We start from the raw sequence: 21,726 nt of genomic DNA, 5'->3' as shown, positions 1-21,726 counted from the left end.
TTGGACGAAGAAATGGCCATCATCGAGGAGGAACTGGTCTACGGCGCACTGAGACGGGAACGGCTCTGGCAGCGCCTGGGGCTCCTTGGCCTGATTTTCGGCATCCTGGGCAGTATGAGCGCGGCGGCCGTGGCCATCCTCGATGTCGATCCCCCGCCCGTCGTTGTCCCTTACGATCCCGAGACCGGCTTCGCCCTGCCCGAAGCCTCGGTCGGCGCCACCACCGTCACCGAGAACCGAGCGATTATCGAAGCGGAGGTCTTCCGATACGTGACCGACCGCGAGATCTATAACCAAATCGACAACGACCTGCGTATTCGCAGCGTCTTGCGCCGCTCCGACGGAGCGGCCCAAGCCTCGCTCCGCCAGATCTGGAACTCGGCAAACGCCGACTATCCACCGGCGGTCTACGGACCGAATGCCCGGCTCGATGTCGAAATCCTCAGCATCAACCGGATCGGGGCAAACCGGGCAACCGTGCGACTGCGCAAGCGCCTGACCTCGATCCAGGGCGTTCAGGCGGGGCTGTTCACCGCGACGCTCCTCTTCGAATTCCGCCCCGAGGAGAGGCGGTCCATCGACGAGGTCTGGACCAACCCGTTCGGCTTCACGGTAGTCGAATATTCGATCCGCTCCGACAGATTGGAGAATTAGGTTTGCGCGTCTTGTCCTTCATCTATGTGTGTCTTGCCTTGGCGCCCACCCTCGCGTCTGCCGAGGCGATCCCGCGTGGCGGCCCGAACGACAGCCGCGTCCGGATCGCCACTTACCAGGAGGGCCAGGTCTACCGCCTCAGCATTTCGCTCACCCATGTCACGACCATCGAGTTTGGCGAGGGCGAGAGCATCCGGTCGATCATCGCCGGTGACACGGAAGGGTTCGAGATCGACGGCGTGCCGGGCGGCCGCGCCTTCGCGATCAAACCCCTCGCTGGCGACCTCCGTACCAATGTCACCGTCTACACCAATCGACGGAGCTATTACTTCGACGTCAGCGAGGTCTCGAACCCGACCTTCTACGTGGTCCAGTTCCGTTACCCGCAGGACAACCGACGTCCGGCAAACGCCATCGCACGCGCGGCACCGAACACCAATTACGGCGCCAGCGCGCGGACCGAGTTCACCCCAACAAGAGTCTGGGATGATGGCACCTTCACCTATTTCGCCTTCCCGCGAAACGCGCCGGTCCCGGCAATTTTTCGCTATGCGAAAGGGCGAGAGCGCACAGTGAACACCGGTGCGATCGAGGGGGGTGTGATCCGCGTCTCGGGCGTCAATAGTCAATGGGTGCTGCGACTGGGCGAGGAGATCGTCTGCATCGAGGCGACGCCGCCCGGGGGAAGCCCCTCATGAGCGACAACCCGAACCCAGATCTCGAAAGACGTCTTGCCGCCCTCGAACAGGGCCGCAAGCTCCGGGGCGCACCCGCGATACGGCGCTCCCGACTTCTCGTCGTTCTGATGTTGGGCCTCATCCCTGCCGGCGGCCTGGCGCTCTATCTGTTCACGCCTCCGGAAAAAGAGCCTGCGCTGCCGACGGCGACGCCCGACGAATTCCAGCTCGAGGGCGACGGTTTCGGCGGCATTGATCCCTTCGTCCCGCCCCCTGCCCCCGAACCCGACGTCGTTTTCGTTGAACCCGAACTCACCGAGCCCAATGCAGAACTCCTCGCACAAATAGAGGCGTTGCAGGCGCAGATCGATGAATTGAAAACCGCGCCGGAGCCGGTGGTCGCGGGTGGCGATGCCGCCGCCAAGGCGATCGAAGGTTTGACAGCGCAGATCGCAGCACTGAGGGAGGCGTCCGACAAGGCCCAGAAGCTGTTTCAAGAGGAACTTGCCGAGCGGGATCGCGAACTCCAGGAACTGCGGATGGACCTGGACCTTGCGCTGCTCGAAGTCAACAAACCGTCGCCCGCCCCGCTCGGACCGACCGAGGAAGAACTTCGCTTCCGCGAAGAGGAACGGCGCCGAATTGAGGAAGAAGAGCGGCGACTGGCGGAGCTCAAACGCCGGGCCGAAGAGGAACGTGCGTTCCAGGAACGTCGGATCGCTTCACCAGTGATCGCTTTCGGTAGCTCGGGCGGTGCCATCGCAGGTGGCACAGACCTCACGAAACGTAGATTGGGCGAGGTGACGGATTTCGTTCTGAACGGCGCGCTGCCGAGCACAGTCACCCAGGCCGAGGTGATCGCCAACCCCTCGAACACCGTCATCCAGGGCACGATGATCCAGGCCGTGATGGAGACCGCCCTCGACAGCTCGCTCCCCGGCCAGACCCGTGCCATCGTCTCCGAGGACGTCTTCAGCTATGATGGTTCGCGTCTCCTGATCCCGCGCGGGTCACGCCTCATTGGCCGTTATCGCTCCGGCATCGAGATCGCGCAGCGCCGGGCGACCATTGCCTGGGACCGGATAATCCTGCCGGATAGCCAGACTGTCCAGATCAGCTCGTTCGGGGGTGACGCGCTCGGGCGTTCCGGGGTCACTGGCTTCGTCGATACCCGTTTCGACGAACGTTTCGGTTCCGCCGCGCTGATATCCATCATCTCGGCCGCGCCTGGCGCGGCATCAGCGCAAGTCGACGACAAGACGACCGGAGACGTTCTCAAGGATGTGGGCGACGACCTGGCGGATGCCACCGATTCCGTGATCGACGATTACCTCTCCATCGGTCCGGTCCTCTATGTCGACCAGGGCGCGCGGGTCACGGTCATGGTCGATCGCGATCTGGAGATCTTTTGAAATGACCCTCTCCTATCTCCAGGCCTCGCTCGACAAGCTCCCGGACGCCGCCCGTGACGACGCGATCGAAATCTGCATCAACCCGGACGGCACCTGCTGGGGCGAGTTCCAGGGCGATCACTTCATGCAGGCGCTGGACCAGCGCCTGAGTGTCACCGAGCTGCGTGATCTCGGGAACCAGATCGCCTCCTCCGCAAATACGACAATGAGCAGGGACAAGCCCATCGTCTCGGTCTCGATCACCTATCGCAACCGCCCTATCCGCGCCCAGGTCGTGACCCCGCCCGCCGTCCTCGCGGGCATGTCGATCTCGCTGCGGTTCTTCTCGAACCTTCCGCTCGACCTGATCGAACTCCGCTTCCTCTACGGCGAGGAGCGCAGGCTCGAAGAGCTGCGCCAGGAGAAGAACCGCGCGCTGCGCGAGGTCGTGGCCGCCGGTGACATCTACGCGGCTATCCGCTTCTGCGTCGAGAACAAGCTCAACATGATCGTCTCCGGCGGCACCTCGACCGGCAAGACCGTCGCGGCGCGCAAGATCCTCTCCTACGTTCCCGACGAAGAACGTATCGTCACCATCGAAGAGGCGGCGGAACTGCTGCCCGCCCAACCCAATGCCGTCACACTGATCGCCAACCGGGACGCGGAGTTCCAGTCTGCCGACGTGCTCCTGACCGCGACGCTGCGCCTACGGCCCGACCGCATCATCCTCGGCGAGGTCCGCGGCAAGGAGGCCATGACCTTCCTCGAAGCGATCAACACCGGTCATGGCGGCTCGATGACAACGCTCCACGCCGAGACCCCCCAACTCGCCGTCCAGCGGCTCGCCATCGCCGCGCTCAAGACCGAGATCCCCATGACCTACCAGGACATGGTCCAGTACATCGAGAGCTCGATCGACGTGATCATCCAGGCGGGCCGCGAGGACGGCGCTCGCGGCATCACCGAATTCTATCTCCCCGGAACCGGGTTGCAGGAAAGGCATGACCCATGAAGCAGTTTGAGTACCAGATCATCTCCTATCCGATGGACAAGAAGACCAGCCTGATCGCGATGCAAGACGACCTGAACGCCCGCGGTCGGGATGGATGGGAGATCGTATCCGTCAGCATGTCCGAGTTCGCGCATGTTGGCCACACCGCGTTTCTCAAGCGTGAAGTTTCCGAGGGAGTTGGAGCAACATGAGAACCACCTTGCTTGTCATCTCGATAGCCGCTGCGGCGTTTCCGGCTGCTGCCGAACGCGACCTCGTCCCCTCTCTCGACAGCGCGTCGTATGTCTGCGTCGAACGGCCTGCGGAGCCTGAGTGGATGCGAAACATCGCCGTGCGAGAGGCCTATAAACGTGTCCTGGTACAGGACATCTACCGTGCTCAGAACCTTGAACGGATCGTCGAAACCGGATCCTGCTCCTGCGACACACGCTTCCCGGCCTGGGAGGCGGCGGAAATGGAGTTTCGGGAGCGCTTCGACTCAGCCGAACGATGGGAAATGCTGGAGGCCTCGGACACCTACAACCGGCGCGCCAACGCGTTGAGGCCGGACGCAATCGCGATCTGCAATGCTGAGGGCAACTGGTAACGGCTCATGAGCGTCGTCACCTACTTCGTCGAGACCTCCCAGGGCTACCTGGATTCTGCCGCAGAGACACAGTTCGGCGCGGTAGCGGCGACAGTCGGCACTATGCTGGTTCTCGGAACGACGCTTGTGGTCATTCTGGTCTGCCTCAACATGATCTACCAGTACCGCGCCATGGATGGCCGAACCGCCTTCTGGCTCGCGGTGAAAGTCGGACTCATAGGGGTGTTCGCAACAAATTGGGTGCAGTTTAACACCTTCTCCTCCGCTGTCCTGAACGGCATCGACAGCATCGCAGGGTCGCTGGTCGCGTCAGTCGGCGGCGGAACGCCGGGACCTAGTGGCACCTTCGCCGAGGAATTCGACCGGCTGATCGCCGAGCTTGGCGAATACCTGAACGCGGCCGGCTCGGAACTGAACTGGATGGCCGGGGCGTTGCTTGACGTTCTGGGCGTTCTGCTGCTTTCGATATTGGGTGGGCTTGCTGCCTTCATTCTCGTAGCATCCCGGCTGATGATCGCACTCCTGATCGGCATCGCGCCGGTGATGATTTTCCTCACCCTTTTTGAGGTGACCAAGGACTACTTCGCGCGCTGGCTCTCGGCGCTGGTCTCCTTCGCGCTCTATCCGATCGTCGTTGCGGGTGTTTTCGCGACGATCACAGGCGTCAGTTCCGCACTGATCGGAGAGCTTGGAGATCCTGAGGGCTCGTCCAACATCGGGGCCCTCATCCCGTTCTTCATGATGGTACTCATGGCCAAGGGGTTCATCATCGCGACGCCCTTCATCGTGAGAGCCATTTCAGGAAACATCATGATGCCTGCGCTCTCGGCAGGGATGGGTAGTGCCTACGGTTTTGGCAGAGCGCTTGGCGGTAGCCAGCAGGCCTACAACCGGTACCTTATTGGTGGAGCGAGTGGGGTGGAGTACGCAGCGCTTCGCGCACGGCAGTTCTTCGGAGTGCAGACGATGCCACAGAGACCAGGTGTCAGCCGAAACACACCTGTTTCTCCTGGATCAGGCCCGTCCGATACAGGCGCAAAATTGATGGCGCAGTTGGCCCGTCTGAACAGGTTGGGAAGGCGATAACCATGAACAGTCTGACAACTCCGCACGTCCATCTCCCGTATCCCGCCGGATTGCACAGTCACAGGGCGCGCTCAGGTGCCCCAAGCCGGTTTCAGGTCAAACCAGGGCAAGTTTCACCTTACTTTGTGCCTTCCATCGTGCGGGGGGATCGTCGGCCCCCACATTGACAAACGGCAGCAAAATCTTATATCGATGCCAAATGCCAGGTGGAGGCGAAAATGCCTGAACTCAGACGGATCGAACCGCACGCCGCCGCGCCCGCACCTCGTTTCTCCGACGAGGAGGTTCAGGCCATGCAGCGCGCGTTCATCAGGCTCGCCGAGCTTTGGGGGCTGACCGACGAGCAGGCTGCCGTTCTGATGGGCGACATTTCCATGCGGACGTTCCGACGCTGGAAAGCCGGTGAGCTTGGCCGGGCCGGGATCGATACGGCCGCGCGTCTGTCGAACATCATGGGGATCCACAAGGCGCTTCGGCTGCTCTTCAAGGATCTGGCACGAGGCTATGGCTGGATCAAGCGGCCCAATACTGCATTCGGTGGCGCGACGGCTCTGGACGTCATGCTCGGCGGTCAGATCACCGACATCATGCGGGTCAGGCGTTACCTCGACGCAATGCGGGGGCCATGGTGACAGCGCCCGAGATCAGGGTCACCTGGGACAGGTACTATCGCCTGATAAACTCTGCCCACCCACCAATCGATCTATTCGAAGACATCGCGGACCCGGCGGACTGGTTGCTCCTCGGCTCGGGGGAAAGCAAGACCAACCCCAGACTTGCGCAAACGATTGGAAATCTGGATCTCGTCCCGGAAGAGCGCCGCGTCGGAGGACCGGGGGCGTCCTATCTGATGGCACCATTCGTACATGTGACCCCAGATCATCAAGGGCGGTTCCACGACGGCACCTTTGGCGCATTCTATGGGGCGGACGGTTTCGAAACGGCGCTCTTCGAGACCGTCCATCACACCCAGCTGTTTTGTGCCGCGACCGAAGAAGCTCCGGGATGGATCGCGGACAAGCGCGAGCTGATCGGCAAGCTCGACGCCGTCCTCACCGATGTCAGTACAGGGTTTGACGACCTGCTCGACCCACTCGATTACGGGCGCTCACAGACCTTTGCTCGAGAGCGGCGAGCCGATGGCGCGAACGGTATCGTCTATCCGTCCGTCCGCAATCCTGGCGGCATTTGTTTCGCTGCTTTTCATCCGGATGTTGTCTCCGCCCCTGTGCAAGGACGTCACATCACCTATCATTGGGACGGCGCGAAGATCGACATGTTCAAGGACCTGGGCGACGGATCGGTCTACGCGATCTCAACCTAATCGCCCGGAACTGTAATCCATATCATTTTCCAGAGCAGTCCCTGGAGGTGATGCGAAGGTGGGCCGGATTGCGGAAGAGGTTGTGCTGAGTGACGAGGAGCATTGCAGGACAAGGGGATACGCGCCCGTACCCCAGGCCGAATGTAGTGCAAAACCCCGGTCAAATTCGACAAGCGCAGAAACAATCGGCCCAACCGCATCGAGATCATGGTCAGCAGCCTCAAGGACTCGAGGCGCGTCGCGACCCATTATGACCGCCGCCCCAAGGAGTTCCTCTCTGCCATCGCGCTCACGGCTCTCGTCATCTATTGGTTATGAATCCTGACTCTTGTGTTCCGCCCCCGACACACGGTACCCATCCGGCGCGTGGTGCGTCTTGCGTTGCTGGAGCAAGGGTTCGAGCGGCGGCAATGCGGGACTAATCCGACTTTAGGAAATCGACCGAAACGCGCATAATCGTTTCCCATGCGTCTGTACCCGGCAGCGGCACGTGATTTCTGCCGTCAACGATGCTCAACTGCGCATCTGGCAGCAGCGAGGCCATCAGGCGGGATTGGCTCAGCGGGTTGACGGAGTCTTCAACCGAGTGAACCACGAGGACCGGCGCTCGTACCTGGTCGAGGATGCCAGATACGTCAAATGTGTCTATTGAACGTCTCAGAGCGATCGCAATATCCGGTGTCGCAGATGACAGTTGCATTTTGCACATGTCGTCAATTTGCGCAGCTGATGCGTCGGGCATGAAGAGTGTCGCATATGCCTTGCCAAAAGCACCGCCGGGCTTGCCCCAACCTTCGGCGATCAGTTCGAGGAAGGTATCCGCCTGAACCGAGTCCGGTTCTGGTTCACGGACGGCGCGTCCTTGAACAAAACCACCGTACAGAACCATGCGGTTGACCCGTTCGGGATGGGCCGCCGCGAATGCCAGAGATACTGGCACGCCTTGCGAGGTCGCCCAGATGCCAAAGCAGTCGAGTTCGGCATCGTCGGCAACAGCAAGCATGTCTTCCACCAGTCGGTCGAGCGAGAAATCCGTCGCGGGGCCTCCCGACAGTCCCGTGCCCCGCTGATCATATCGCGTCAGCGAGAAATGCGAGCCGAGCCGATCAAGCGTCGGACGTCTCACTTCACTTTCCCAATCCATGTTCAGATGCGTCAGGAATTGCCCGGCTCTCAGCAAGGGTGGACCTTCGCCGCTGGTGGCGTGGGCGATAACAGTGCCATCCGCAGATCGGGCAACATTGATGGCTTGGCCCACAGAGCTTTGTGGGTCCGGTTTTGTCCCCGTGTCGCCAGAGACTTCGACAGATAACCGATAGCCCCGCTTGCTCAGCGTTTCGAGCATGCGGTTGGCGCGGTCGTTGTCGCCAATGGCGCGCCTGACCGCATTGATCCTGGTTGAAACCGTCGAATCCGAGACAGCCCTGCCGTCCCAGACGGCAGCGATAAGATCGTCGCGTGAGATCACCGTTCCTTGATGCTGCAGGAAGTATGCCAACACATCGAAGACCTGCGGCTCAAGCCGGACAGGCTTGCCCAACTTCCAAAACATCTGCCGACCCGTGTCGACGGCGCAATCTCCGAACGTGAACTTCATGGGCAAAGCATGACTCATGGCGGGCCATCCGAGAAAGTCAAAAATTTCTCAAGAAAATCTGGCTGCGCTCTTCAAGCAATGGCCCACCGGCAAAGGCACGATATCCCTATCTTCGAAGGAGCAAGCAGATGTCGGCCTCACACTGTCAACAGCCTGACCTACGCCAGATCGAGTCGGATTGCGCATTCGGTCGTCGCCAGCAATCAAAGTTCATCATCAACGCCGTTCTCTCCCTTTTCGCACGACTTCGCCGTCCTCTCGAGAACGCTCAAGGCAAGAAATAGCAAGACTTTGATCCGAGAACTGCTTTGCCGCGCCAGCACTGATGTCTTGAATGGGCTCTTCAGCAAGGACGCGCCCCGCGAACGGAAACCAGGAAGCAATGGCACTCTATGCCGGTCGGGACGCGGGGGCGCTCGAAGATACCCCGTGCGCCGCGGTGCATTTCAACGCTATGATCACGCAAGCCCGGCACATAGCCTGCAGGGCTCGGTTCGAAACGACGCCAAGGCACGGTCATGAGCGACGAGTTCAAGAGCTTCCGCTGTCAAAGTGGGTTTTCCTCACCGCCCTGCTATGCGGCCGAGATTGCACCGGATTATTTTGACCCGCTGGCGGTCGACCCCGATCAAGAACGCGATGTGGCCCGCTGGCGCCAGGCTCAACGCAGCCGCCTGCGTGCCGCGCGTCTGAGTCTGTCGGTTACCGAACGCAAGAAGATCGGCGAGGCGCTGGCCGTGCATCTGCGGCAGGTGTTGGAAGACCGTTTCGGCGGGACGCGAGGCATAGTCTTTTCCGGCTATTGGCCGATCAAGGGAGAGCCAGACCTGCGCCCGCTGATGGTCGAGCTTCACGGGGCGGGCGTGACCGTCGCCCTACCTCTGGTCGAAACCAAAGCGGCTCCCCTCACATTCCGTCGCTGGACACCCGAAACCCGCATGGTGCGCGGCGACTGGAACATTCCGGTCCCGCCAGCGCGCGCAGCCAAGGTCACCCCCGGCATTGCACTGGCTCCCCTTGTCGGCTGGACGGCGGAAGGGTATCGCCTCGGCTACGGCGGAGGATACTTCGACCGCACCTTAGCGGCGTTGACCCCGAAGCCCTTTGTCATCGGTATCGGTTTGCAAGAGGCATGGCTCTCCACCATCTATCCGCAGGCACATGACATCCCGCTCGATCTCATCGTGACCGAGAACGGGATCCAAGCCGACAGAGAGGTGGCCTGAGCCGCAACCGGCAACCCGGACAGCCGCTTCCTGCACGCATCGCTCCCAGGTCGGACCGGTTAACAATTCCGACGATCTTGCCGTATTCGAGCACCTGAACAGCATTCGTATGCCCGTTTGGCCATCATCGGCGGAAGTTTTTCGTCTGCGCCGGTCGCGATAAGGCGGGCCGTTATCATGACCGCTCGCGCGTGCAATTTCGAAAGGCTAAAAGACCCATGCTAAACTGGCGGAATACCATTCCAGGAACTCAGCATGCGCCATCTCGACCACACCGCCTTCGTCAATGCCTGCCGCAATGAACGCGGCGTCGGACATCACACCTGGCGGGCCTGGAATGCCCTTTCTGAACTGGTCCACCGTTATGTTTAGGAAACGGATTCCGGCGTCTTTATGCCGAGGCGCCATCAGTCAACCTTCTGGCTATAAGATTGGTCTGACACTATCTTTTCTTAACTGCAATCCCTCTGAGAAACCTGACGATGAGCGACACGCCCGATCCGACCTGGATGATCGAGGTTCTGCATGATCTGCGCGCCTTCGCAGAATACAACTTTTATCCCGCTAGTGTGGAAGCCTTGAAGGAGGCTGAAAAGCTGATCGACAATGAAGTCGGCCCGCCATGCGATCCAAACTCCGGCTTGCCCAAATAAGGCAACGATTTCGGTATAGTCCGCCGCGATCGCTGATCGCACTCAATCCGTCCATGTGCCCCAGAGCGCATCAGCGCCCGGATCATAGTCCCGCTGCATCTCCGAGGCCCAGTTGGCAATTGAAGACGGATGATCCAATCTCCCGGCACATGCTCTCCCGATGATCTCCGTCGGGTCCACAGTCACGTTTGCGGCTCGCCGCGCAAGGCGGCCTCTATCACCGCAATGTCGATCTTCCGCATTTCCATCATGGCAGTCTGTGCGCGGGTCGAGGCGGCGGCGTCGGGGTGCGACAGTGCGTCCATCAGGACTCGTGGCGTGATCTGCCAACGAAAGCCCCAGCGGTCCTTGCTCCAGCCGCACATGATTTCTTCGCCGCCATTTCCGACGATCGCATCCCATAGCCTGTCTGTCTCCGCTTGATCCTCGGTGTAGACTTGGAGCGAGTAGGCATCGTTGGGTTGTACATGCGGGCCGGCATTGAGCAACGCGTAGGGCAGCCCCATCAGTGTCATCTCCACGACTTGAACGCTGCCGGCGGGCCCGCTTGGCGTATCGCCGGGAAACCGGATCACCTGGTCCACATGGCTGCCTGGAAAGGTTGCGGCATAGAACTCGGCCGCCGCTTCGGCCTCGGTGTCGAACCAGAGAAATACCGCAGCTTTTCGCTTTGTCATCGTATGTCTCCTTTGCGATTGAGGCCGCGCTCTCAATCTTCGGCCGTGGTGATACGGTGCTCGATCAGGGGCAGCAGCCATTCGGGGCGGCTCATGATCGAAAAGTGCGTGGTGTCCGGCAAAACCGCCAGCTGGGCCCCCGAAAGGGTCGCCATGCGTGCACCATGGCCGACCGGCGTGAAGTCACTGTCGCCGAGGGCGAGCAGGGTCGGCACCGCGAGCGTGGCAAGCTCCTCGTCGCTCCAGCCCCAATCGGTGACCATGAAGGCCTGCAGCTGCGCAAAGGTGCGCTGGAACTGCTCCGGGCCATCCGGGTTGTGGGCGAAACCCGCCTGCATGCGGGCAAAGTCCTCTTCGCTCGGCACCAGCTCCAGCGCCTCCGGTGAAGGCGTGGCCTGTGGGTTCCGGTTCATGTCCGCGATGGCCGGATGCATCCCGTCCAGGTTCTGGCTGACCGAGATCGCAGTGAGCGTGGCCAGCCGCTCGGGCGCGGCCAATGCCAGGTCCAGTGCCAGCATGCCGCCCATGGAAAAGCCCACCGCGTGAACCCGCTCGATGTCGAGCGCGTCCAGCACGGCCAGGGTGTCGGTCCGCATTGCTGCGAGGGTGACCGGCATATCACGTCCGCCCGTGCGCCCATGGCCCTGCTGTTCCACCCCGATCACCGGGCGCCTTGCGGCGAGGCCCGGCAAGAGGGCACCGAAATCCCCTTCGATGGTGCCCATGCCCCCATGGAGCACGAGAAATGGCACCATGCCGGAGCCGAGATCGCCGTGTACCTGATAATAGATCCCGAGGTCCCCGGACATGGCCCGGCCCTCGGTGTCCTGCGCCAGCGCGGGCGTAGCCATCGCTCCGACAAGGACCGAGGCCTGCAGGGCCCCCATTCAGGACCGTGAAGTCGAAGTCGGTGTCATCATTTCTTCCTCCCATGCGTTGTGGTCTTTCCCTGGGAACGGCAAGCCGCCGGTCATGCCTCGCGGGTCTCGTCGGCCCTGGAGAAATGCGCGATCTGGTCCGCATGTGCCTTGGCAAAGGCCGGCCGCGCGCAAATCCGATCAATGTAGGCATCGGTTGCGGGATAGTGGCCGATCCCCCGTATCCAGGGCGGACGCAACACGTCGGCCAGGATCAGATCCGCCGCGGTAAAGCGACCATCCACCAGCCAGTCGCGCGCTGTCAGGACGTCTTCCAGCACAGCAAGACGGGCCCGCAGCCAGCCCTCCAAGGGGTTCTCCGGCGGGGACGACAGTCCGACGAACCACCAGGGCACGCTGACCATCTCGACCGAGTTCAGGGCCGCGAGGACCCAGGACAAGGTTTCCGCCCGCAGTGCCCTCTCCCGCGGCATGAGCGCTACGCTCTTCTCCGAGAGGTGCAGCAGGCAGGCGCCGCTTTCGAACAGGCTGACATCCCCATCCGTCAGGTAAGGCACCTGCCCGAAGGGCTGCATGGCAAGATGCTCGGCCCCGCGTTCCTCGAAGGGCACGGAGCCGACGCGATAGCTCAGCCCGGCCTCTTCACAGGCCCAGCGAAGCCGCAGGTCACGCACATAGCCCCGCGGCCCCTCCGGCACCCAGTCGAAGGTCCAGATCGTCAGCTGCTCTGGTGCCGTCTGGTTCATGGCGTCAAGCCTTGTCTTCGAAGATCGGCGTGAAGCTGCCCCACATCATGCGCTTGCCATCGAAGGGCATGTCCATCTCCTGCCAGCGCGGATCGGTTGCCATGCTGGCGCCACACCTGTCGTGGCTTTCCTTGTCGGGCCAGATCATCCACGAGAAACAAACCGTCTCGCCGTCTTCCAACGCGACGGCCCGCCTGAAATCGGTGTGCTCGCCCGCGGGAACTTGGTCGCCCCAGGCCTCCATGATTTGCAGGGCCCCATATTCCTTGAAGAGCGGCCAAGCCTTGCGGGCACTTTCGATGTAGGCCTGCTTGTTCCCGTTCGGCACTGGGGTCAGAAATCCAGCAACGTAGGTCATGCGAGTTCTCCTTGTTTCGCTTTAAGCTCCGCCATCCATTCGTCGAAACCGGGCGGCGGATTGCCCGTGAAGCCGGCAAGCTGATCGGACAGGGCCCGCTGGAAGGCCGGCCGTTCGGTGGCCCGCGCGACATAGTCGGCGAGGTTGGGGAAGGCTTCGACGAGACCCTCGCCCTCGATGATCCGCAGAACGCTGACCATCATCAGGTCGCCGGCGGAGAAACTGCCGCCGAACGTCTCCGCGGTGCCGAGGCGATCAGACGCCTCCTGCAGGCGTTCGTTAATCCGCTCGTCAATGCCGGGAAGTCGCAGCTTGGCCCAGGGCTCGGCCACTTCGAAGATCGTCATCTGTGCCCGGTCCATGATCGGTGGCTCCAAAGTGTTCAGCGCGGCAAACAGCCATTCCAGCGACAAGCTCTGCCCCGCTGGCTCTGTCGGCCGCAGACCGGGGAACCGCTCTGCGATATGCCAGACGATCGCCCCGCTTTCGAACAGCGTGAGGTCACCCTCCTCGTAGGTCGGAACCTGGCCGAACGGTTGCAGCGCGCAGTGCGCCGCTTCCTTCTGTTGCCCTTGCGAGAGATATCGCACGGCGTAGTTCTGGCCCGTTTCCTCAAGTACCCAGCGTACTCGCAGATCGCGGACCTGCCCTTGGGCAAAGTCCGGCACCCAGTCGTAGGCGGTAATGGTGATGGCGGCATCGGGATCAACCGGCATCGGACACCTCCGCCGGGCCCTTCTCGGCGGCCTCGGCACTCATCCACATGGGTTCCCAGATATGGCCATCGGGATCCGCAAAACTACGTCCATACATGAAGCCGTGGTCCTGCACCGGGCAAGGGTCGGCCATACCACCGGCAGCGACCGCAGCCTCAGTAATGGCATCAACGGCAGCCTTGTCCTCGCGGCTAATGCAAAGAAGCACCTGCGCCTCCCGCGCCGGGTCGACACGACGGCGATCCGTGAAGGTCGCCCAGAAATCATGCGTCAGCAGCATGACGCATATCGCGTCGGACAGGACCATGGACGCTGCAAGGTTATTGCTGAACCTGGCATCCCTGGTGAAGCCGATGGCTTCGTAAAATGCGGTCGACCGTTCGAGGTCGGCCACCGGTAGGTTCACGAAGATCATTTGGGGCATTGCCATCCCTCCCTTGCCGTATCGTAATTATGGACACCGTAAGAGCATAGAGTTACAAAAAGCAACCATGAGAAAACAAAAAGTAACCTCATCGGCGGAATCCCCCCATGGGCGTTGGTACGCGGATGCCTGCGGCACGGCCTTCGGCCTGGAACTTCTGGGGGAACGCTGGGCGATGCTGATCGTCCGAGAGCTCATGTTCGGGCCGCGCCGGTTCAGCGACATACGGGCGAGCCTGCCGGGTATCAGCGCCAAGGTCCTGACCGAGCGGCTCTCTGGGCTGGAGGCGAATGGTGTCGTTCTTCGCTCCGAGGCGCCGGAACCGGCTCCAGCGCAGCTCTATGGCCTGACGGACTGGGGATACTCCGCTGAGCCGATTCTCGAGGCAATTGGTCGCTGGGCCGCCGCTTCTCCATTGCACGACCCCACGTTGCCACTTTCCCCGGTCTCCTTCATGCTGTCTTTGCGCACGATGCTGGATACGGAGGCCGCACGCGGGATTTTCGCAGTCGCGGTCTTCACGATCGGGAGGGCGCAATTCACCGCACGACTGAATGACGGCGCGATGCCGGTGGAACGCGGCGCGGCGGAGTTGCCAGACCTGCGTTTCGATGCCCCTGCCGCACCGCCCCTGGCGGCTGTCTTCTACGGGGATGTGGCACCAGAGGCTGCAGGCGTGGAAGTCTTCGGCGATGCTGCTCAGTGCCGAGACTTCATCGCGCTCTTCAGCCTCCCCAAAGTCCAGACGAACCCGGAGCGCCCCCGAATTGGGTAGGTTCGACCGAACTGTCCTCCCGATTTACCTGGCCGCTGTTTGATTGTTCTCTGTTCAAAATCGACATCCAGCCCTCCGAAGGCAGAGGTCATAGGTTCGAGTCCTATCGGGTGCACCATTTCACATTTATCTGCGATTCCACCTAGGCTGGGTGCGGAACTGCATGTAGCGTTTCATCTCCTCGCGGCCGCAGGTCATGCCGAAGAAGAACCTGAGCGCCACGACCCGGGCATTGAAAGTCCCCGGCGTTACCCCCGTATCAGTCATGTGCATTTGATAGGCGCGGAGTTCCTCCGGTGTGGCGGTATCCGGCGGGTGCCCGAGGAAAATGCCAAAATCCTTGATTGCCCGGATAGGCGCGTTCTGCGCCTTGTCGCCCAGCCCGCGGATGCGCATGTCCTCGATCATCCGCTTTCGAAGCGGGGTCGACCTCTCCCCTGTCACGGGAACCTGCTGTCTTTCGATTGAGAAGGCCTCAATCGTCAGGCAGAAATGCCGTTTCCCAAATGCACCAGTGTCAGGTCATCGCTGAAAACCAGCAACCCGCGCCAATGCCGCGGAGCGGCTTCGTCCAAGGGCCGCGAGCGACTGTGTTTCGCTCGCTGCAGGTGCAAAATTGCCTCTGTACGTCTGGGTCAGTTTGAGCTTGCCTCTGCCTTTCTCTACACTCAAGTCGATTATTGGCTTAACCGGCCTCGAGTTTCTCGCGAGCCTCTCCAACAGGTTTCGCCGAACTCTTCATTTCCCCTTCCAATCGCTCTAGATCGCTGAGTGCCCGCTCAATCTGTTCCTTGTCCCGCTCGTTCGGATCATCGAGCTTGAGTGCCTCCTGCCTTCCGAAATCCATCTCCATCTGCCGCTGTTCGTCCGCGAGGATAGCAGCGCGGAGAGGCCGGGACGCTGCAGCAGGTGCGTCATTGACGGCCAAGTTTTCACCAGCTTCCGTAAGACCCATCCTGGCCTCAAAATCGCGTTCCGTGAGACCTGACCCACGCGGAGCCGAAGGCATCGCCCGGACACTCAGGGGCAACTCCCCCATCGGAGGAACTGGGCCTTTCGGAAACGGCAGATCCCCCTCCTGCGCGGCGTGGATGCCTTTGAAAAACGGATCCTCGTAGTAAACGACCCGCTTCGCCCGGACCGGCATCTGCGCGTCCACGACCACCACGATCTCATCAAGCGGCAGACGTCGCGCCTCGTCTTCCGGCAGGAGCGCGACTTCTTCCGTCCGCTCAGACTGGCTGCGACCTTCGAACGGGTTCTTGCCGACCGCGCGGGAGCGTGTGACCACGGTCTTCGTGGTCTTGCCCACAGCCTTGCTCAGCTCCTCGACCGTCTTCTCGTCCGAAGGCGTCAGGTAGAGCTTGATCCCGGCGTTGCCCTGCAAGGCGCGCCGCGTGTTCTCGCCGTAGATCTCGTCGATGGCCGGGATGGTCTGGGTGACCACCGCCAGATGCCCGCGATAGGCGCGCAGCACTTCGATGCTCTCGGCCACGATCGGCATCTTTCCGAGCCGATTGAACTCGTCGAGCATGATCATGACCGGCCAAGGTTCATCCGGACCCGGCTCCTTGTCCTGGAGCGCGGAGAGGAGATCGGAGAAGAAGAGCCGGATCAGCGGCGCCAGGGGTTTCACCATCAGCGGCTGGACGACGAGATAAACGCTGAAGGGTGTCTTGCGGATCGTCCGGAAGTCGAAATCCGACACCGCCGTGGCATCGTCGATCGCCGGGTTCTGCCACTGGTCGAGACCCGAGGTCATCAGGAGCGAGACATAGGACGTCAGCGTGTCGTTGTTGGTGGAGGCCAGCCGCGTGAAGATCAGCCGCGCCGCGGCGTTCTGGACCTCATGGGCGCGCGCGAGATATTCCTTCTGCTTCTGCCCGCCCGAAGCGGCGATGCGGTAAATCTCTCCGAGCGTCGGTCGGCGGCGCTGGAAGGCCAGGAGGCCGGCGGCGACGAAGAGATCGATCCCGCCCTTCAGGAGGCCCTGCACGCGGTCATTGTCATTCTGCAGGAAGAGCGTGGCCAGGAGCTGCAGTTCCATCTGCTGGCGCGCCGGGTCCTTGAGCTCGAAGATCCTCAACAGCGGATTGTAGCGATGCGTGCGCTTGTCATCCCAATCGGTCGGGGCGAACCGGAACACCGCGTCGCCCTGCGCCGCTCGGTGGCGCGCGGAGGCCTCGAAGCATTCGCCCTTCACGTCGAGCACAACCGCCGCGCCCTGCCAGGTCAGCAGGTTTGGGATGACAAACCCGGTGGTCTTGCCGCGCCCGGTCGGGGCCACGATCAGCGCATGCGGAAAGGTCCGGGAGCAGAGGAACGGCGCCCGCGATCCGGGTTTTCCCAGCTTGCCGATGACAAAGCCCGTGCCCGGCGCGCCGAAGAAGCCATTCCGTTTCATCTCGCGGCGGGTCTGCCAATGCGTATAGCCGAACCGGGTGAGGGCCGAACCGGACATCGCCAGGCTCATCATGAGGCCCGCCACCCCTGCGCCGCCCATGATCAGGTTAATCAGGCGGAAATCGTCGGGACGGGCGGCCCCGATCGCCCGGTAGTTCTGCGCGATGTAGAAGAAATCGATCTCGGCCCGGAATCCCAGATTGCGGAAGGTGATCACCGCCGAGGCGATGACATAGCCGATCGCGACGGCGACAAGCGTGACCAGCACCACACCGATGGCCAGACGGCCTGTCCCCACTCCTCCCATCAGTGCGTCTCCCCGCGCTCGCTCTCGCCATCCACCAGATCGGCGCGGTGGAGCTCGAACTCGCGGTCGGCGATCTCCTCGACCACGGCGCGGGTCGCCTCGCTGTTAGCGGTCGCCGCGTCGGATTGCAGATAGGTCTTCGCGGCGTAGAGCCGGTCGAGGCGGTCTTCGATCCGGGGTTTCAGAACGTCGACATCCCCGTCCTGCAACCGGTCGATTTGCGCCGCGTCCAGCTCGCGCTCGACCGCGTCGCGGTAGTCCAGACGTTGACCGTCATCCTGGAACGGCGAATGCAGATTGCCGGCCCGTTCATGGTCGACGACCCGCCGGATGTCCGGATCGGCAATCGGCGCGCCCTCGACAGCTTCCCCCTCGCGCTCGCCCGAAAGCTGTTCCTCGCGCAGGTCGAACCATGTCTCTCGGAGCTCGGTTTCGCGGCGGACCTGGTCGATGGCCTCGGAGTCGCGCAGCTCGGTGACGGAAGCATAGGTCGCACCAAGCCCGCGGGCGAGATGCGACGGCATATCGGGATAGCGATCTCGGAACTCCTCCGCGACCGCCTCCGCAACGGGCGTCCTCGTATCTCGCCCGTCCATGATCCGGTCGACCTCGCGCGTGATCTCACGGGCCCGGGCCTCGTCGGTGATACGCTCCCTGTAGGGTTCGGACCGGTCGATCACGTCGCCCGGACGCGCGAGGAGTTCTGGATGCGCATCCAGGTAACTCCGCTGCTCTGCCTCGATACACCGCCCCGCGCTGGAGACGATCTCCCATTCCCGCGCCTCGATCTGCTGATCGGTCAGGCCTTCCGCACGCATGTCCTGGCGGATCGCGCGCTCCATGGCATCAGTGGTTTCCCGGTGATAATGGACCCGCTCCGTCACGGTGCGATCTTCGACGACACCGTCTTCGCGCAGGACCCCTGCCCGCTCCAGTGCGACGCCGAGCTGCACATGGGCCCGGTTGAGGGTCTCGCGCGCCGTCTCCAGATCGGCGCGACGCTCGAGGTTGAAACCGTCCCTCTCGGCAACCCGCGCCAGATCGTCCGCGATCCACTGCCGCTCCAGCGCGGCATTCTGAGCGCCGGTCTCCATCCGGGAGATCACCACGGACGAACTGATCCCGGTCCCGCGCAGCGCGGTGTCGACCTGCGCCCGCACCTCGGGGTCCCGCAAGCGGTCGAGCCGGGCCGCATCGATATTGGTCTCGGAATAGACCCCGCCCTCCGAGGGCTTCTCGGTCAATGTCATGGAGCGCAGCCCCAAGGGTTGCATATGGGCCAGCCTGGACTGGATCTCATTGAGGCTGCGCTCGAGCCTCGGCCGTTCGGCCTCCGGCTTCGCATCGATCATGCCTTGGACGCGCGCGACCTGATCGGCATAGCGGGTGCGCAGATCCTCGAATGATTGATCCTCGGCCATGTAGACCCCTCCTTCCAGATCGAGTCTGCCGCCCTTCGCGAGAAGCTCCCCGGCGCGGAGCAGTGCCTGGGCGATGTCCTCACGATTGTCCGCCGAGGCCTCGGCGGCGAGCGAGTGATAGATGATCCGTGTATTGGCGATCTCTTCGAGGGCGCGATCCAGATCGGCCCCGACCCGTGGCCGCAGTTCCGCGGCCCGCCCCTCAACCTTGGCCGCATAGACCTCGCGGGTGCGCGGCGGGTAGTGCACAACGCCCCGATCCAGCCGCCGCGTGGCTTCGAGGCGCACGCCAAACCTCTCGGCCTCTTCCACCATGGCGAGGCGGAAGTCGTCGTAGTTGAACCGGTGATCCCGGCCCAGGAAGAAGAACTCACCCTCCTGAGATCGACGGTTCAAAACTATATGCGCGTGCGGGTGATCCCGGTCCTCATGCACCGCGATGATGTAATCGAAATGCCCCTCGTCGGACTGAAAGAACCGCTCCGCGACATTGGCGGTGATGTCGCGCACGTCCTCGCCCCGAGTGCCGATCGGATAGGACATGAGCATATGCGTCGTCTGCCCGAGCTTGGGCTTGAACTCCGCACTCCAGCGCTTGGCGAACCGCTCCGTCAGGTCCTTGATCTCCGTTCCCTCGAGCTTCGTCTTCCCGTCCAGGAAGCCGCTGGAATCCACAATATGGGAGGACTTCGTGGTGAGGTAATCGAGCTGGTTCATCAGCTGCGATTTGGTATGCGTGCCCCCGCCCCGGATCGCCTTGAAGACCGCCGCACGATGCCCCGCCGCCGTCCGCACGAGCTGCCTCTGCCGGGACGCCTGCAGCCCCTGCATCGAGCCCCGGATGCGGCTCCAACCATCCCGAAAGATCTCTCCGGTGACGTCATGGACGGCATCATTCAGCCGCATGGGCAAACTCCCTCAGCGCGGCGGTCGCGGATAGCTGCATGGCATCCCGACGACGGCGCAGTAGCAGGTCGATCTCGTCAGCGGAATCAAGGATGAACCGCGCCAGCCCACGCATCTGCGCGAGGCGCAATTCGGACAACTCTTCGCTTGCATCGCCTTCACTCCCCTGCCCCATTTGGTTGGCCTTGGCCATCTGCTTGGCGATCTGCACGACGCCGTTGCCGACCTCGTGCAGGGAGGCCCGGTAGCGCGCCATCTCAGCCGCCAGCTGCGCATCCGGAACGAAGGTTCCCCCCGCCGCCTGGATCAACCGCCGGACCCCCTCCGTGCGGGTCTCGATCCCCGCCGCGGCCAGCACCTCATCGAGCGCTTCAAGCTCTTCAGGGGTCAGCTTCACCGTCACGGCGGCGGTCGCCACGGCCGCATCCTTCTGGCGTTCTTCGTCCGCCTTCAACGTGTACTGGATGGCCCGCGGCGTGACCCCGAACCGCTCCGCGAGCACGGAAGTCCCCACTCCTTCTCCGGCCTCACGGACAATCTCCGCCCGCTCCGTCTGTGTCAGTCTCTTGGTCCGGCTCATGCGAAGAAAGCCTCCCTATTTCCTGCCACCTTCATTCAAGGCCGCCCTCATCATACGAAACTATATATAACGGTCAATGGAATATTATCGTAGATTGCCCGCAGGCGACCTTGAATTCCGTTTCAGGCCGAGCACCGCAGGTGCGAGGCCCGGCCAGAAGGGCCCAGGAAAACCGACACTCTCCACCTGCCCACCGATCGCCCTTCTGTCATGCCCGCGCCCGAGTTTCGGGCCGAACACGCATGTGTTCGGACGGAAGCGAGGGGCGGTGCATAATCCCCCCCCAACGGGGCTGACGGACAGGGTCAAGGGCGGCCAGATTTGGGTGCCCAAATCTCTGCCGGAAAAACCGGCGGGCGCAGCCCGGCTGTTATTCCGGATGGCCCCCTTGAGGCTGGCCGGCAGACCTGTTCCAGGCGATCTCTGATGTCCCCGTCAGGACCGCGCGGTCCTGACACCTTCCCTGGGACACCGGCCGAAGGCCCGGGTCCCAGGACCTGGCGCAGCACTCCCTGGAACAGGGAAAGGGCCGCCCGTGGGCGACCCATCCTCGTCAGAGGATTATTCCTGCGGTTCCTTCGAGCTCGGCGGGAACATCACCAGCTCCTGGACCGCGACGGGGAAGTCGAGCTTGAGGCTGAAGAACTCCGAGCCGTCCCCGTTGCGAGTGTTGCGGAACATCGCGCCGACGCGCTGGAAGCGAGTGCGTTCCTGGCCGTCGTTGTCGGTGAACTTGACGGGAACGGTGGCGACGTAGTGGTTGGTCATTTGGGTCTATCCTTTTTGCGATGGGGATCGATGGGCACGGGGGACAAGGGACGGGCGCAAACGCAAATGCGGAGGGTCCGCGCCCGGTGGGCGTGGAAACCGTATTTGTGTTTGCCGGAGCGCCAGCGGAGGGGACGGACGGCCCGACCCCGTGCGATCCACATGCATAGCAAAGAGGAGAGACCCGGATGTACAACTTGCTCCTCAGCCGCCACCAGTCCTGTCGAGTATACGAGATATGGAGAGGTCCGGATCGCCCTCATCCAACGTGGGGGAGAAATGGTTCGCTCGCGCCCGGTGGGCCCGCCCGCGTTCTTCAGCCTCGAGCGCATTGCCGGTCTCGCGATCCGGGGCGGTGATGACGCTGCGGGTCAGCCAGCAGGGTTGCTGACCGGGATTGGTCGCCGACAACGTGCGGCACGGCCGGAACCTGCGAGCGCGGTGACGGCGGTGCAACCGCCGGCAGGGGCCCGTCATGACCACAAATCGATTACCGATCATCCTGGTCACCCGACCGCTTGGTCTCGGCCAGTTGCAACGCGAAGCAGCCCCGCCCGGCCA

The 21,726-nt window shown here is 62.5% G+C and carries 23 protein-coding genes, 1 tRNA gene and 2 pseudogenes; 14 read left to right on the top strand and 12 right to left on the bottom strand.

Annotated elements, in window-relative coordinates; translation table 11 throughout:
• Positions 1 to 12: 12 nt before the first annotated feature.
• The 10 genes and pseudogenes from RBB42_RS22965 to RBB42_RS22920 form a co-directional block, all read left to right on the top strand.
• Positions 13 to 654, top strand: a complete 642-nt coding sequence (locus tag RBB42_RS22965) for a VirB8 family type IV secretion system protein (protein WP_305970554.1) — start codon at positions 13 to 15, stop codon at positions 652 to 654.
• Positions 655 to 692: 38 nt separating this feature from the next.
• The gene (locus RBB42_RS22960) at positions 693 to 1,352 is read left to right on the top strand and encodes a TrbG/VirB9 family P-type conjugative transfer protein (protein ID WP_306043841.1); all 660 of its coding nucleotides are present in this window, start codon (positions 693 to 695) and stop codon (positions 1,350 to 1,352) included.
• Positions 1,349 to 2,743 (top strand): TrbI/VirB10 family protein, encoded by a 1,395-nt coding sequence (locus RBB42_RS22955; protein WP_305970552.1) that lies wholly within the window; start codon positions 1,349 to 1,351, stop codon positions 2,741 to 2,743. The genes RBB42_RS22960 and RBB42_RS22955 overlap by 4 nt, the downstream gene beginning before the upstream one ends.
• A 1-nt stretch (position 2,744) precedes the next feature.
• Positions 2,745 to 3,734 (top strand): ATPase, T2SS/T4P/T4SS family, encoded by a 990-nt coding sequence (locus tag RBB42_RS22950; protein WP_305970551.1) that lies wholly within the window; start codon positions 2,745 to 2,747, stop codon positions 3,732 to 3,734.
• Positions 3,731 to 3,925 carry a DUF4177 domain-containing protein gene (locus RBB42_RS22945; protein ID WP_305970550.1) on the top strand — a complete coding sequence of 65 codons (195 nt, stop codon included), beginning with the start codon at positions 3,731 to 3,733 and terminating at the stop codon, positions 3,923 to 3,925. The genes RBB42_RS22950 and RBB42_RS22945 overlap by 4 nt, the downstream gene beginning before the upstream one ends.
• Positions 3,922 to 4,320, top strand: a complete 399-nt coding sequence (locus RBB42_RS22940; RefSeq protein WP_305970549.1) for a hypothetical protein — start codon at positions 3,922 to 3,924, stop codon at positions 4,318 to 4,320. Before RBB42_RS22945 ends, RBB42_RS22940 begins: the two co-directional genes overlap by 4 nt.
• A 6-nt stretch (positions 4,321 to 4,326) precedes the next feature.
• Complete coding sequence (locus RBB42_RS22935; protein ID WP_305970548.1) at positions 4,327 to 5,406, top strand: TrbL/VirB6 family protein; 1,080 nt, start codon at positions 4,327 to 4,329, stop codon at positions 5,404 to 5,406.
• Positions 5,407 to 5,624: 218 nt separating this feature from the next.
• Entirely contained in the window at positions 5,625 to 6,038 is a 414-nt protein-coding gene (locus tag RBB42_RS22930; protein ID WP_305970547.1) for an MbcA/ParS/Xre antitoxin family protein, read from the top strand.
• Positions 6,032 to 6,730, top strand: a complete 699-nt coding sequence (locus tag RBB42_RS22925; protein ID WP_305970546.1) for an RES family NAD+ phosphorylase — start codon at positions 6,032 to 6,034, stop codon at positions 6,728 to 6,730. Before RBB42_RS22930 ends, RBB42_RS22925 begins: the two co-directional genes overlap by 7 nt.
• 93 nt (positions 6,731 to 6,823) lie before the next feature.
• Positions 6,824 to 7,048 (top strand): annotated as a pseudogene (locus RBB42_RS22920) (transposase); the annotation flags it as partial.
• 100 nt (positions 7,049 to 7,148) lie between these two features.
• On the opposite strand, the gene RBB42_RS22915 reads toward RBB42_RS22920, so the two are convergent.
• Entirely contained in the window at positions 7,149 to 8,345 is a 1,197-nt protein-coding gene (locus RBB42_RS22915; RefSeq protein ID WP_305970545.1) for an alpha/beta hydrolase, read from the bottom strand.
• A 500-nt stretch (positions 8,346 to 8,845) separates the two neighbouring features.
• Here RBB42_RS22915 and RBB42_RS22910 point away from each other — a divergent pair, with 500 nt between their 5' ends.
• Complete coding sequence (locus tag RBB42_RS22910; RefSeq protein ID WP_305970544.1) at positions 8,846 to 9,553, top strand: 5-formyltetrahydrofolate cyclo-ligase; 708 nt, start codon at positions 8,846 to 8,848, stop codon at positions 9,551 to 9,553.
• Positions 9,554 to 10,035: 482 nt separating this feature from the next.
• Positions 10,036 to 10,206 (top strand): hypothetical protein, encoded by a 171-nt coding sequence (locus tag RBB42_RS22905; RefSeq protein WP_305970543.1) that lies wholly within the window; start codon positions 10,036 to 10,038, stop codon positions 10,204 to 10,206.
• A gap of 182 nt (positions 10,207 to 10,388) precedes the next feature.
• Here the strand turns inward: RBB42_RS22905 and RBB42_RS22900 are convergent, their stop codons facing one another.
• The 6 genes from RBB42_RS22900 to RBB42_RS22875 all read right to left on the bottom strand — a co-directional run bounded on the left by RBB42_RS22900 (position 10,389) and on the right by RBB42_RS22875 (position 14,005).
• The gene (locus RBB42_RS22900) at positions 10,389 to 10,883 is read right to left on the bottom strand and encodes a VOC family protein (RefSeq protein ID WP_305970542.1); all 495 of its coding nucleotides are present in this window, start codon (positions 10,881 to 10,883) and stop codon (positions 10,389 to 10,391) included.
• Between the two features lie 32 nt (positions 10,884 to 10,915).
• Complete coding sequence (locus tag RBB42_RS22895; RefSeq protein WP_305970541.1) at positions 10,916 to 11,770, bottom strand: alpha/beta fold hydrolase; 855 nt, start codon at positions 11,768 to 11,770, stop codon at positions 10,916 to 10,918.
• 83 nt (positions 11,771 to 11,853) lie between these two features.
• Complete coding sequence (locus tag RBB42_RS22890) at positions 11,854 to 12,507, bottom strand: glutathione S-transferase family protein (RefSeq protein WP_305970540.1); 654 nt, start codon at positions 12,505 to 12,507, stop codon at positions 11,854 to 11,856.
• A 4-nt stretch (positions 12,508 to 12,511) separates the two neighbouring features.
• On the bottom strand, positions 12,512 to 12,865 hold the full coding sequence (locus RBB42_RS22885; protein WP_305970539.1) for a DUF1428 domain-containing protein: 354 nt from the start codon (positions 12,863 to 12,865) through the stop codon (positions 12,512 to 12,514).
• Complete coding sequence (locus tag RBB42_RS22880) at positions 12,862 to 13,581, bottom strand: glutathione S-transferase family protein (RefSeq protein WP_305970538.1); 720 nt, start codon at positions 13,579 to 13,581, stop codon at positions 12,862 to 12,864. Before RBB42_RS22880 ends, RBB42_RS22885 begins: the two co-directional genes overlap by 4 nt.
• Positions 13,571 to 14,005 (bottom strand): VOC family protein, encoded by a 435-nt coding sequence (locus tag RBB42_RS22875; RefSeq protein WP_305970537.1) that lies wholly within the window; start codon positions 14,003 to 14,005, stop codon positions 13,571 to 13,573. The genes RBB42_RS22880 and RBB42_RS22875 overlap by 11 nt, the downstream gene beginning before the upstream one ends.
• 67 nt (positions 14,006 to 14,072) lie before the next feature.
• Here RBB42_RS22875 and RBB42_RS22870 point away from each other — a divergent pair, with 67 nt between their 5' ends.
• Both RBB42_RS22870 and RBB42_RS22865 read left to right on the top strand, forming a co-directional pair.
• Entirely contained in the window at positions 14,073 to 14,780 is a 708-nt protein-coding gene (locus tag RBB42_RS22870; protein ID WP_306043384.1) for a winged helix-turn-helix transcriptional regulator, read from the top strand.
• A tRNA-Arg gene (locus RBB42_RS22865) sits at positions 14,762 to 14,898 on the top strand. The genes RBB42_RS22870 and RBB42_RS22865 overlap by 19 nt, the downstream gene beginning before the upstream one ends.
• Positions 14,899 to 14,921: 23 nt before the next feature.
• Here RBB42_RS22865 and RBB42_RS22860 read toward each other — a convergent pair.
• From RBB42_RS22860 to RBB42_RS22840, 5 genes and pseudogenes are all read right to left on the bottom strand, one after another.
• Positions 14,922 to 15,224, bottom strand: a pseudogene (locus RBB42_RS22860) (site-specific integrase); the annotation flags it as partial.
• 241 nt (positions 15,225 to 15,465) lie between these two features.
• Positions 15,466 to 17,481 carry a type IV secretory system conjugative DNA transfer family protein gene (locus RBB42_RS22855; protein ID WP_305970574.1) on the bottom strand — a complete coding sequence of 672 codons (2,016 nt, stop codon included), beginning with the start codon at positions 17,479 to 17,481 and terminating at the stop codon, positions 15,466 to 15,468.
• An 8-nt stretch (positions 17,482 to 17,489) separates the two neighbouring features.
• On the bottom strand, positions 17,490 to 19,817 hold the full coding sequence (locus tag RBB42_RS22850; RefSeq protein ID WP_305970535.1) for a relaxase/mobilization nuclease domain-containing protein: 2,328 nt from the start codon (positions 19,815 to 19,817) through the stop codon (positions 17,490 to 17,492).
• The gene (locus RBB42_RS22845; protein ID WP_305970534.1) at positions 19,804 to 20,397 is read right to left on the bottom strand and encodes a transposase; all 594 of its coding nucleotides are present in this window, start codon (positions 20,395 to 20,397) and stop codon (positions 19,804 to 19,806) included. Before RBB42_RS22845 ends, RBB42_RS22850 begins: the two co-directional genes overlap by 14 nt.
• Positions 20,398 to 20,958: 561 nt before the next feature.
• Positions 20,959 to 21,165, bottom strand: coding sequence for a hypothetical protein (locus tag RBB42_RS22840; RefSeq protein ID WP_088672019.1), 207 nt, complete (start codon positions 21,163 to 21,165; stop codon positions 20,959 to 20,961).
• Positions 21,166 to 21,726: the final 561 nt, after the last annotated feature.

It is taken from the genome of Mameliella sp. MMSF_3455, assembly GCF_030733205.1.
Classification (GTDB): domain Bacteria; phylum Pseudomonadota; class Alphaproteobacteria; order Rhodobacterales; family Rhodobacteraceae; genus Antarctobacter.
The sequence above is the reverse complement of the archived record's forward strand: the minus strand, read 5'-3'. Positions and strand labels throughout refer to the sequence as shown.

Excerpts from the sequence above, each read along its gene's own strand:
- RBB42_RS22880 (WP_305970538.1), bottom strand. The coding sequence starts at position 13,581 with ATGCCGGTTGATCCCGATGCCGCCATCACCATTACCGCCTACGACTGG.
- RBB42_RS22845 (WP_305970534.1), bottom strand. The coding sequence starts at position 20,397 with ATGAGCCGGACCAAGAGACTGACACAGACGGAGCGGGCGGAGATTGTC.
- RBB42_RS22885 (WP_305970539.1), bottom strand. The coding sequence starts at position 12,865 with ATGACCTACGTTGCTGGATTTCTGACCCCAGTGCCGAACGGGAACAAG.
- RBB42_RS22955 (WP_305970552.1), top strand. The coding sequence starts at position 1,349 with ATGAGCGACAACCCGAACCCAGATCTCGAAAGACGTCTTGCCGCCCTC.
- RBB42_RS22870 (WP_306043384.1), top strand. The coding sequence starts at position 14,073 with ATGAGAAAACAAAAAGTAACCTCATCGGCGGAATCCCCCCATGGGCGT.
- RBB42_RS22900 (WP_305970542.1), bottom strand. The coding sequence starts at position 10,883 with ATGACAAAGCGAAAAGCTGCGGTATTTCTCTGGTTCGACACCGAGGCC.
- RBB42_RS22910 (WP_305970544.1), top strand. The coding sequence starts at position 8,846 with ATGAGCGACGAGTTCAAGAGCTTCCGCTGTCAAAGTGGGTTTTCCTCA.
- RBB42_RS22895 (WP_305970541.1), bottom strand. The coding sequence starts at position 11,770 with ATGGGGGCCCTGCAGGCCTCGGTCCTTGTCGGAGCGATGGCTACGCCC.
- RBB42_RS22840 (WP_088672019.1), bottom strand. The coding sequence starts at position 21,165 with ATGACCAACCACTACGTCGCCACCGTTCCCGTCAAGTTCACCGACAAC.
- RBB42_RS22890 (WP_305970540.1), bottom strand. The coding sequence starts at position 12,507 with ATGAACCAGACGGCACCAGAGCAGCTGACGATCTGGACCTTCGACTGG.
- RBB42_RS22905 (WP_305970543.1), top strand. The coding sequence starts at position 10,036 with ATGAGCGACACGCCCGATCCGACCTGGATGATCGAGGTTCTGCATGAT.
- RBB42_RS22965 (WP_305970554.1), top strand. The coding sequence starts at position 13 with ATGGCCATCATCGAGGAGGAACTGGTCTACGGCGCACTGAGACGGGAA.
- RBB42_RS22925 (WP_305970546.1), top strand. The coding sequence starts at position 6,032 with ATGGTGACAGCGCCCGAGATCAGGGTCACCTGGGACAGGTACTATCGC.
- RBB42_RS22915 (WP_305970545.1), bottom strand. The coding sequence starts at position 8,345 with ATGAGTCATGCTTTGCCCATGAAGTTCACGTTCGGAGATTGCGCCGTC.
- RBB42_RS22945 (WP_305970550.1), top strand. The coding sequence starts at position 3,731 with ATGAAGCAGTTTGAGTACCAGATCATCTCCTATCCGATGGACAAGAAG.
- RBB42_RS22930 (WP_305970547.1), top strand. The coding sequence starts at position 5,625 with ATGCCTGAACTCAGACGGATCGAACCGCACGCCGCCGCGCCCGCACCT.
- RBB42_RS22875 (WP_305970537.1), bottom strand. The coding sequence starts at position 14,005 with ATGCCCCAAATGATCTTCGTGAACCTACCGGTGGCCGACCTCGAACGG.
- RBB42_RS22850 (WP_305970535.1), bottom strand. The coding sequence starts at position 19,817 with ATGCGGCTGAATGATGCCGTCCATGACGTCACCGGAGAGATCTTTCGG.
- RBB42_RS22935 (WP_305970548.1), top strand. The coding sequence starts at position 4,327 with ATGAGCGTCGTCACCTACTTCGTCGAGACCTCCCAGGGCTACCTGGAT.
- RBB42_RS22950 (WP_305970551.1), top strand. The coding sequence starts at position 2,745 with ATGACCCTCTCCTATCTCCAGGCCTCGCTCGACAAGCTCCCGGACGCC.
- RBB42_RS22940 (WP_305970549.1), top strand. The coding sequence starts at position 3,922 with ATGAGAACCACCTTGCTTGTCATCTCGATAGCCGCTGCGGCGTTTCCG.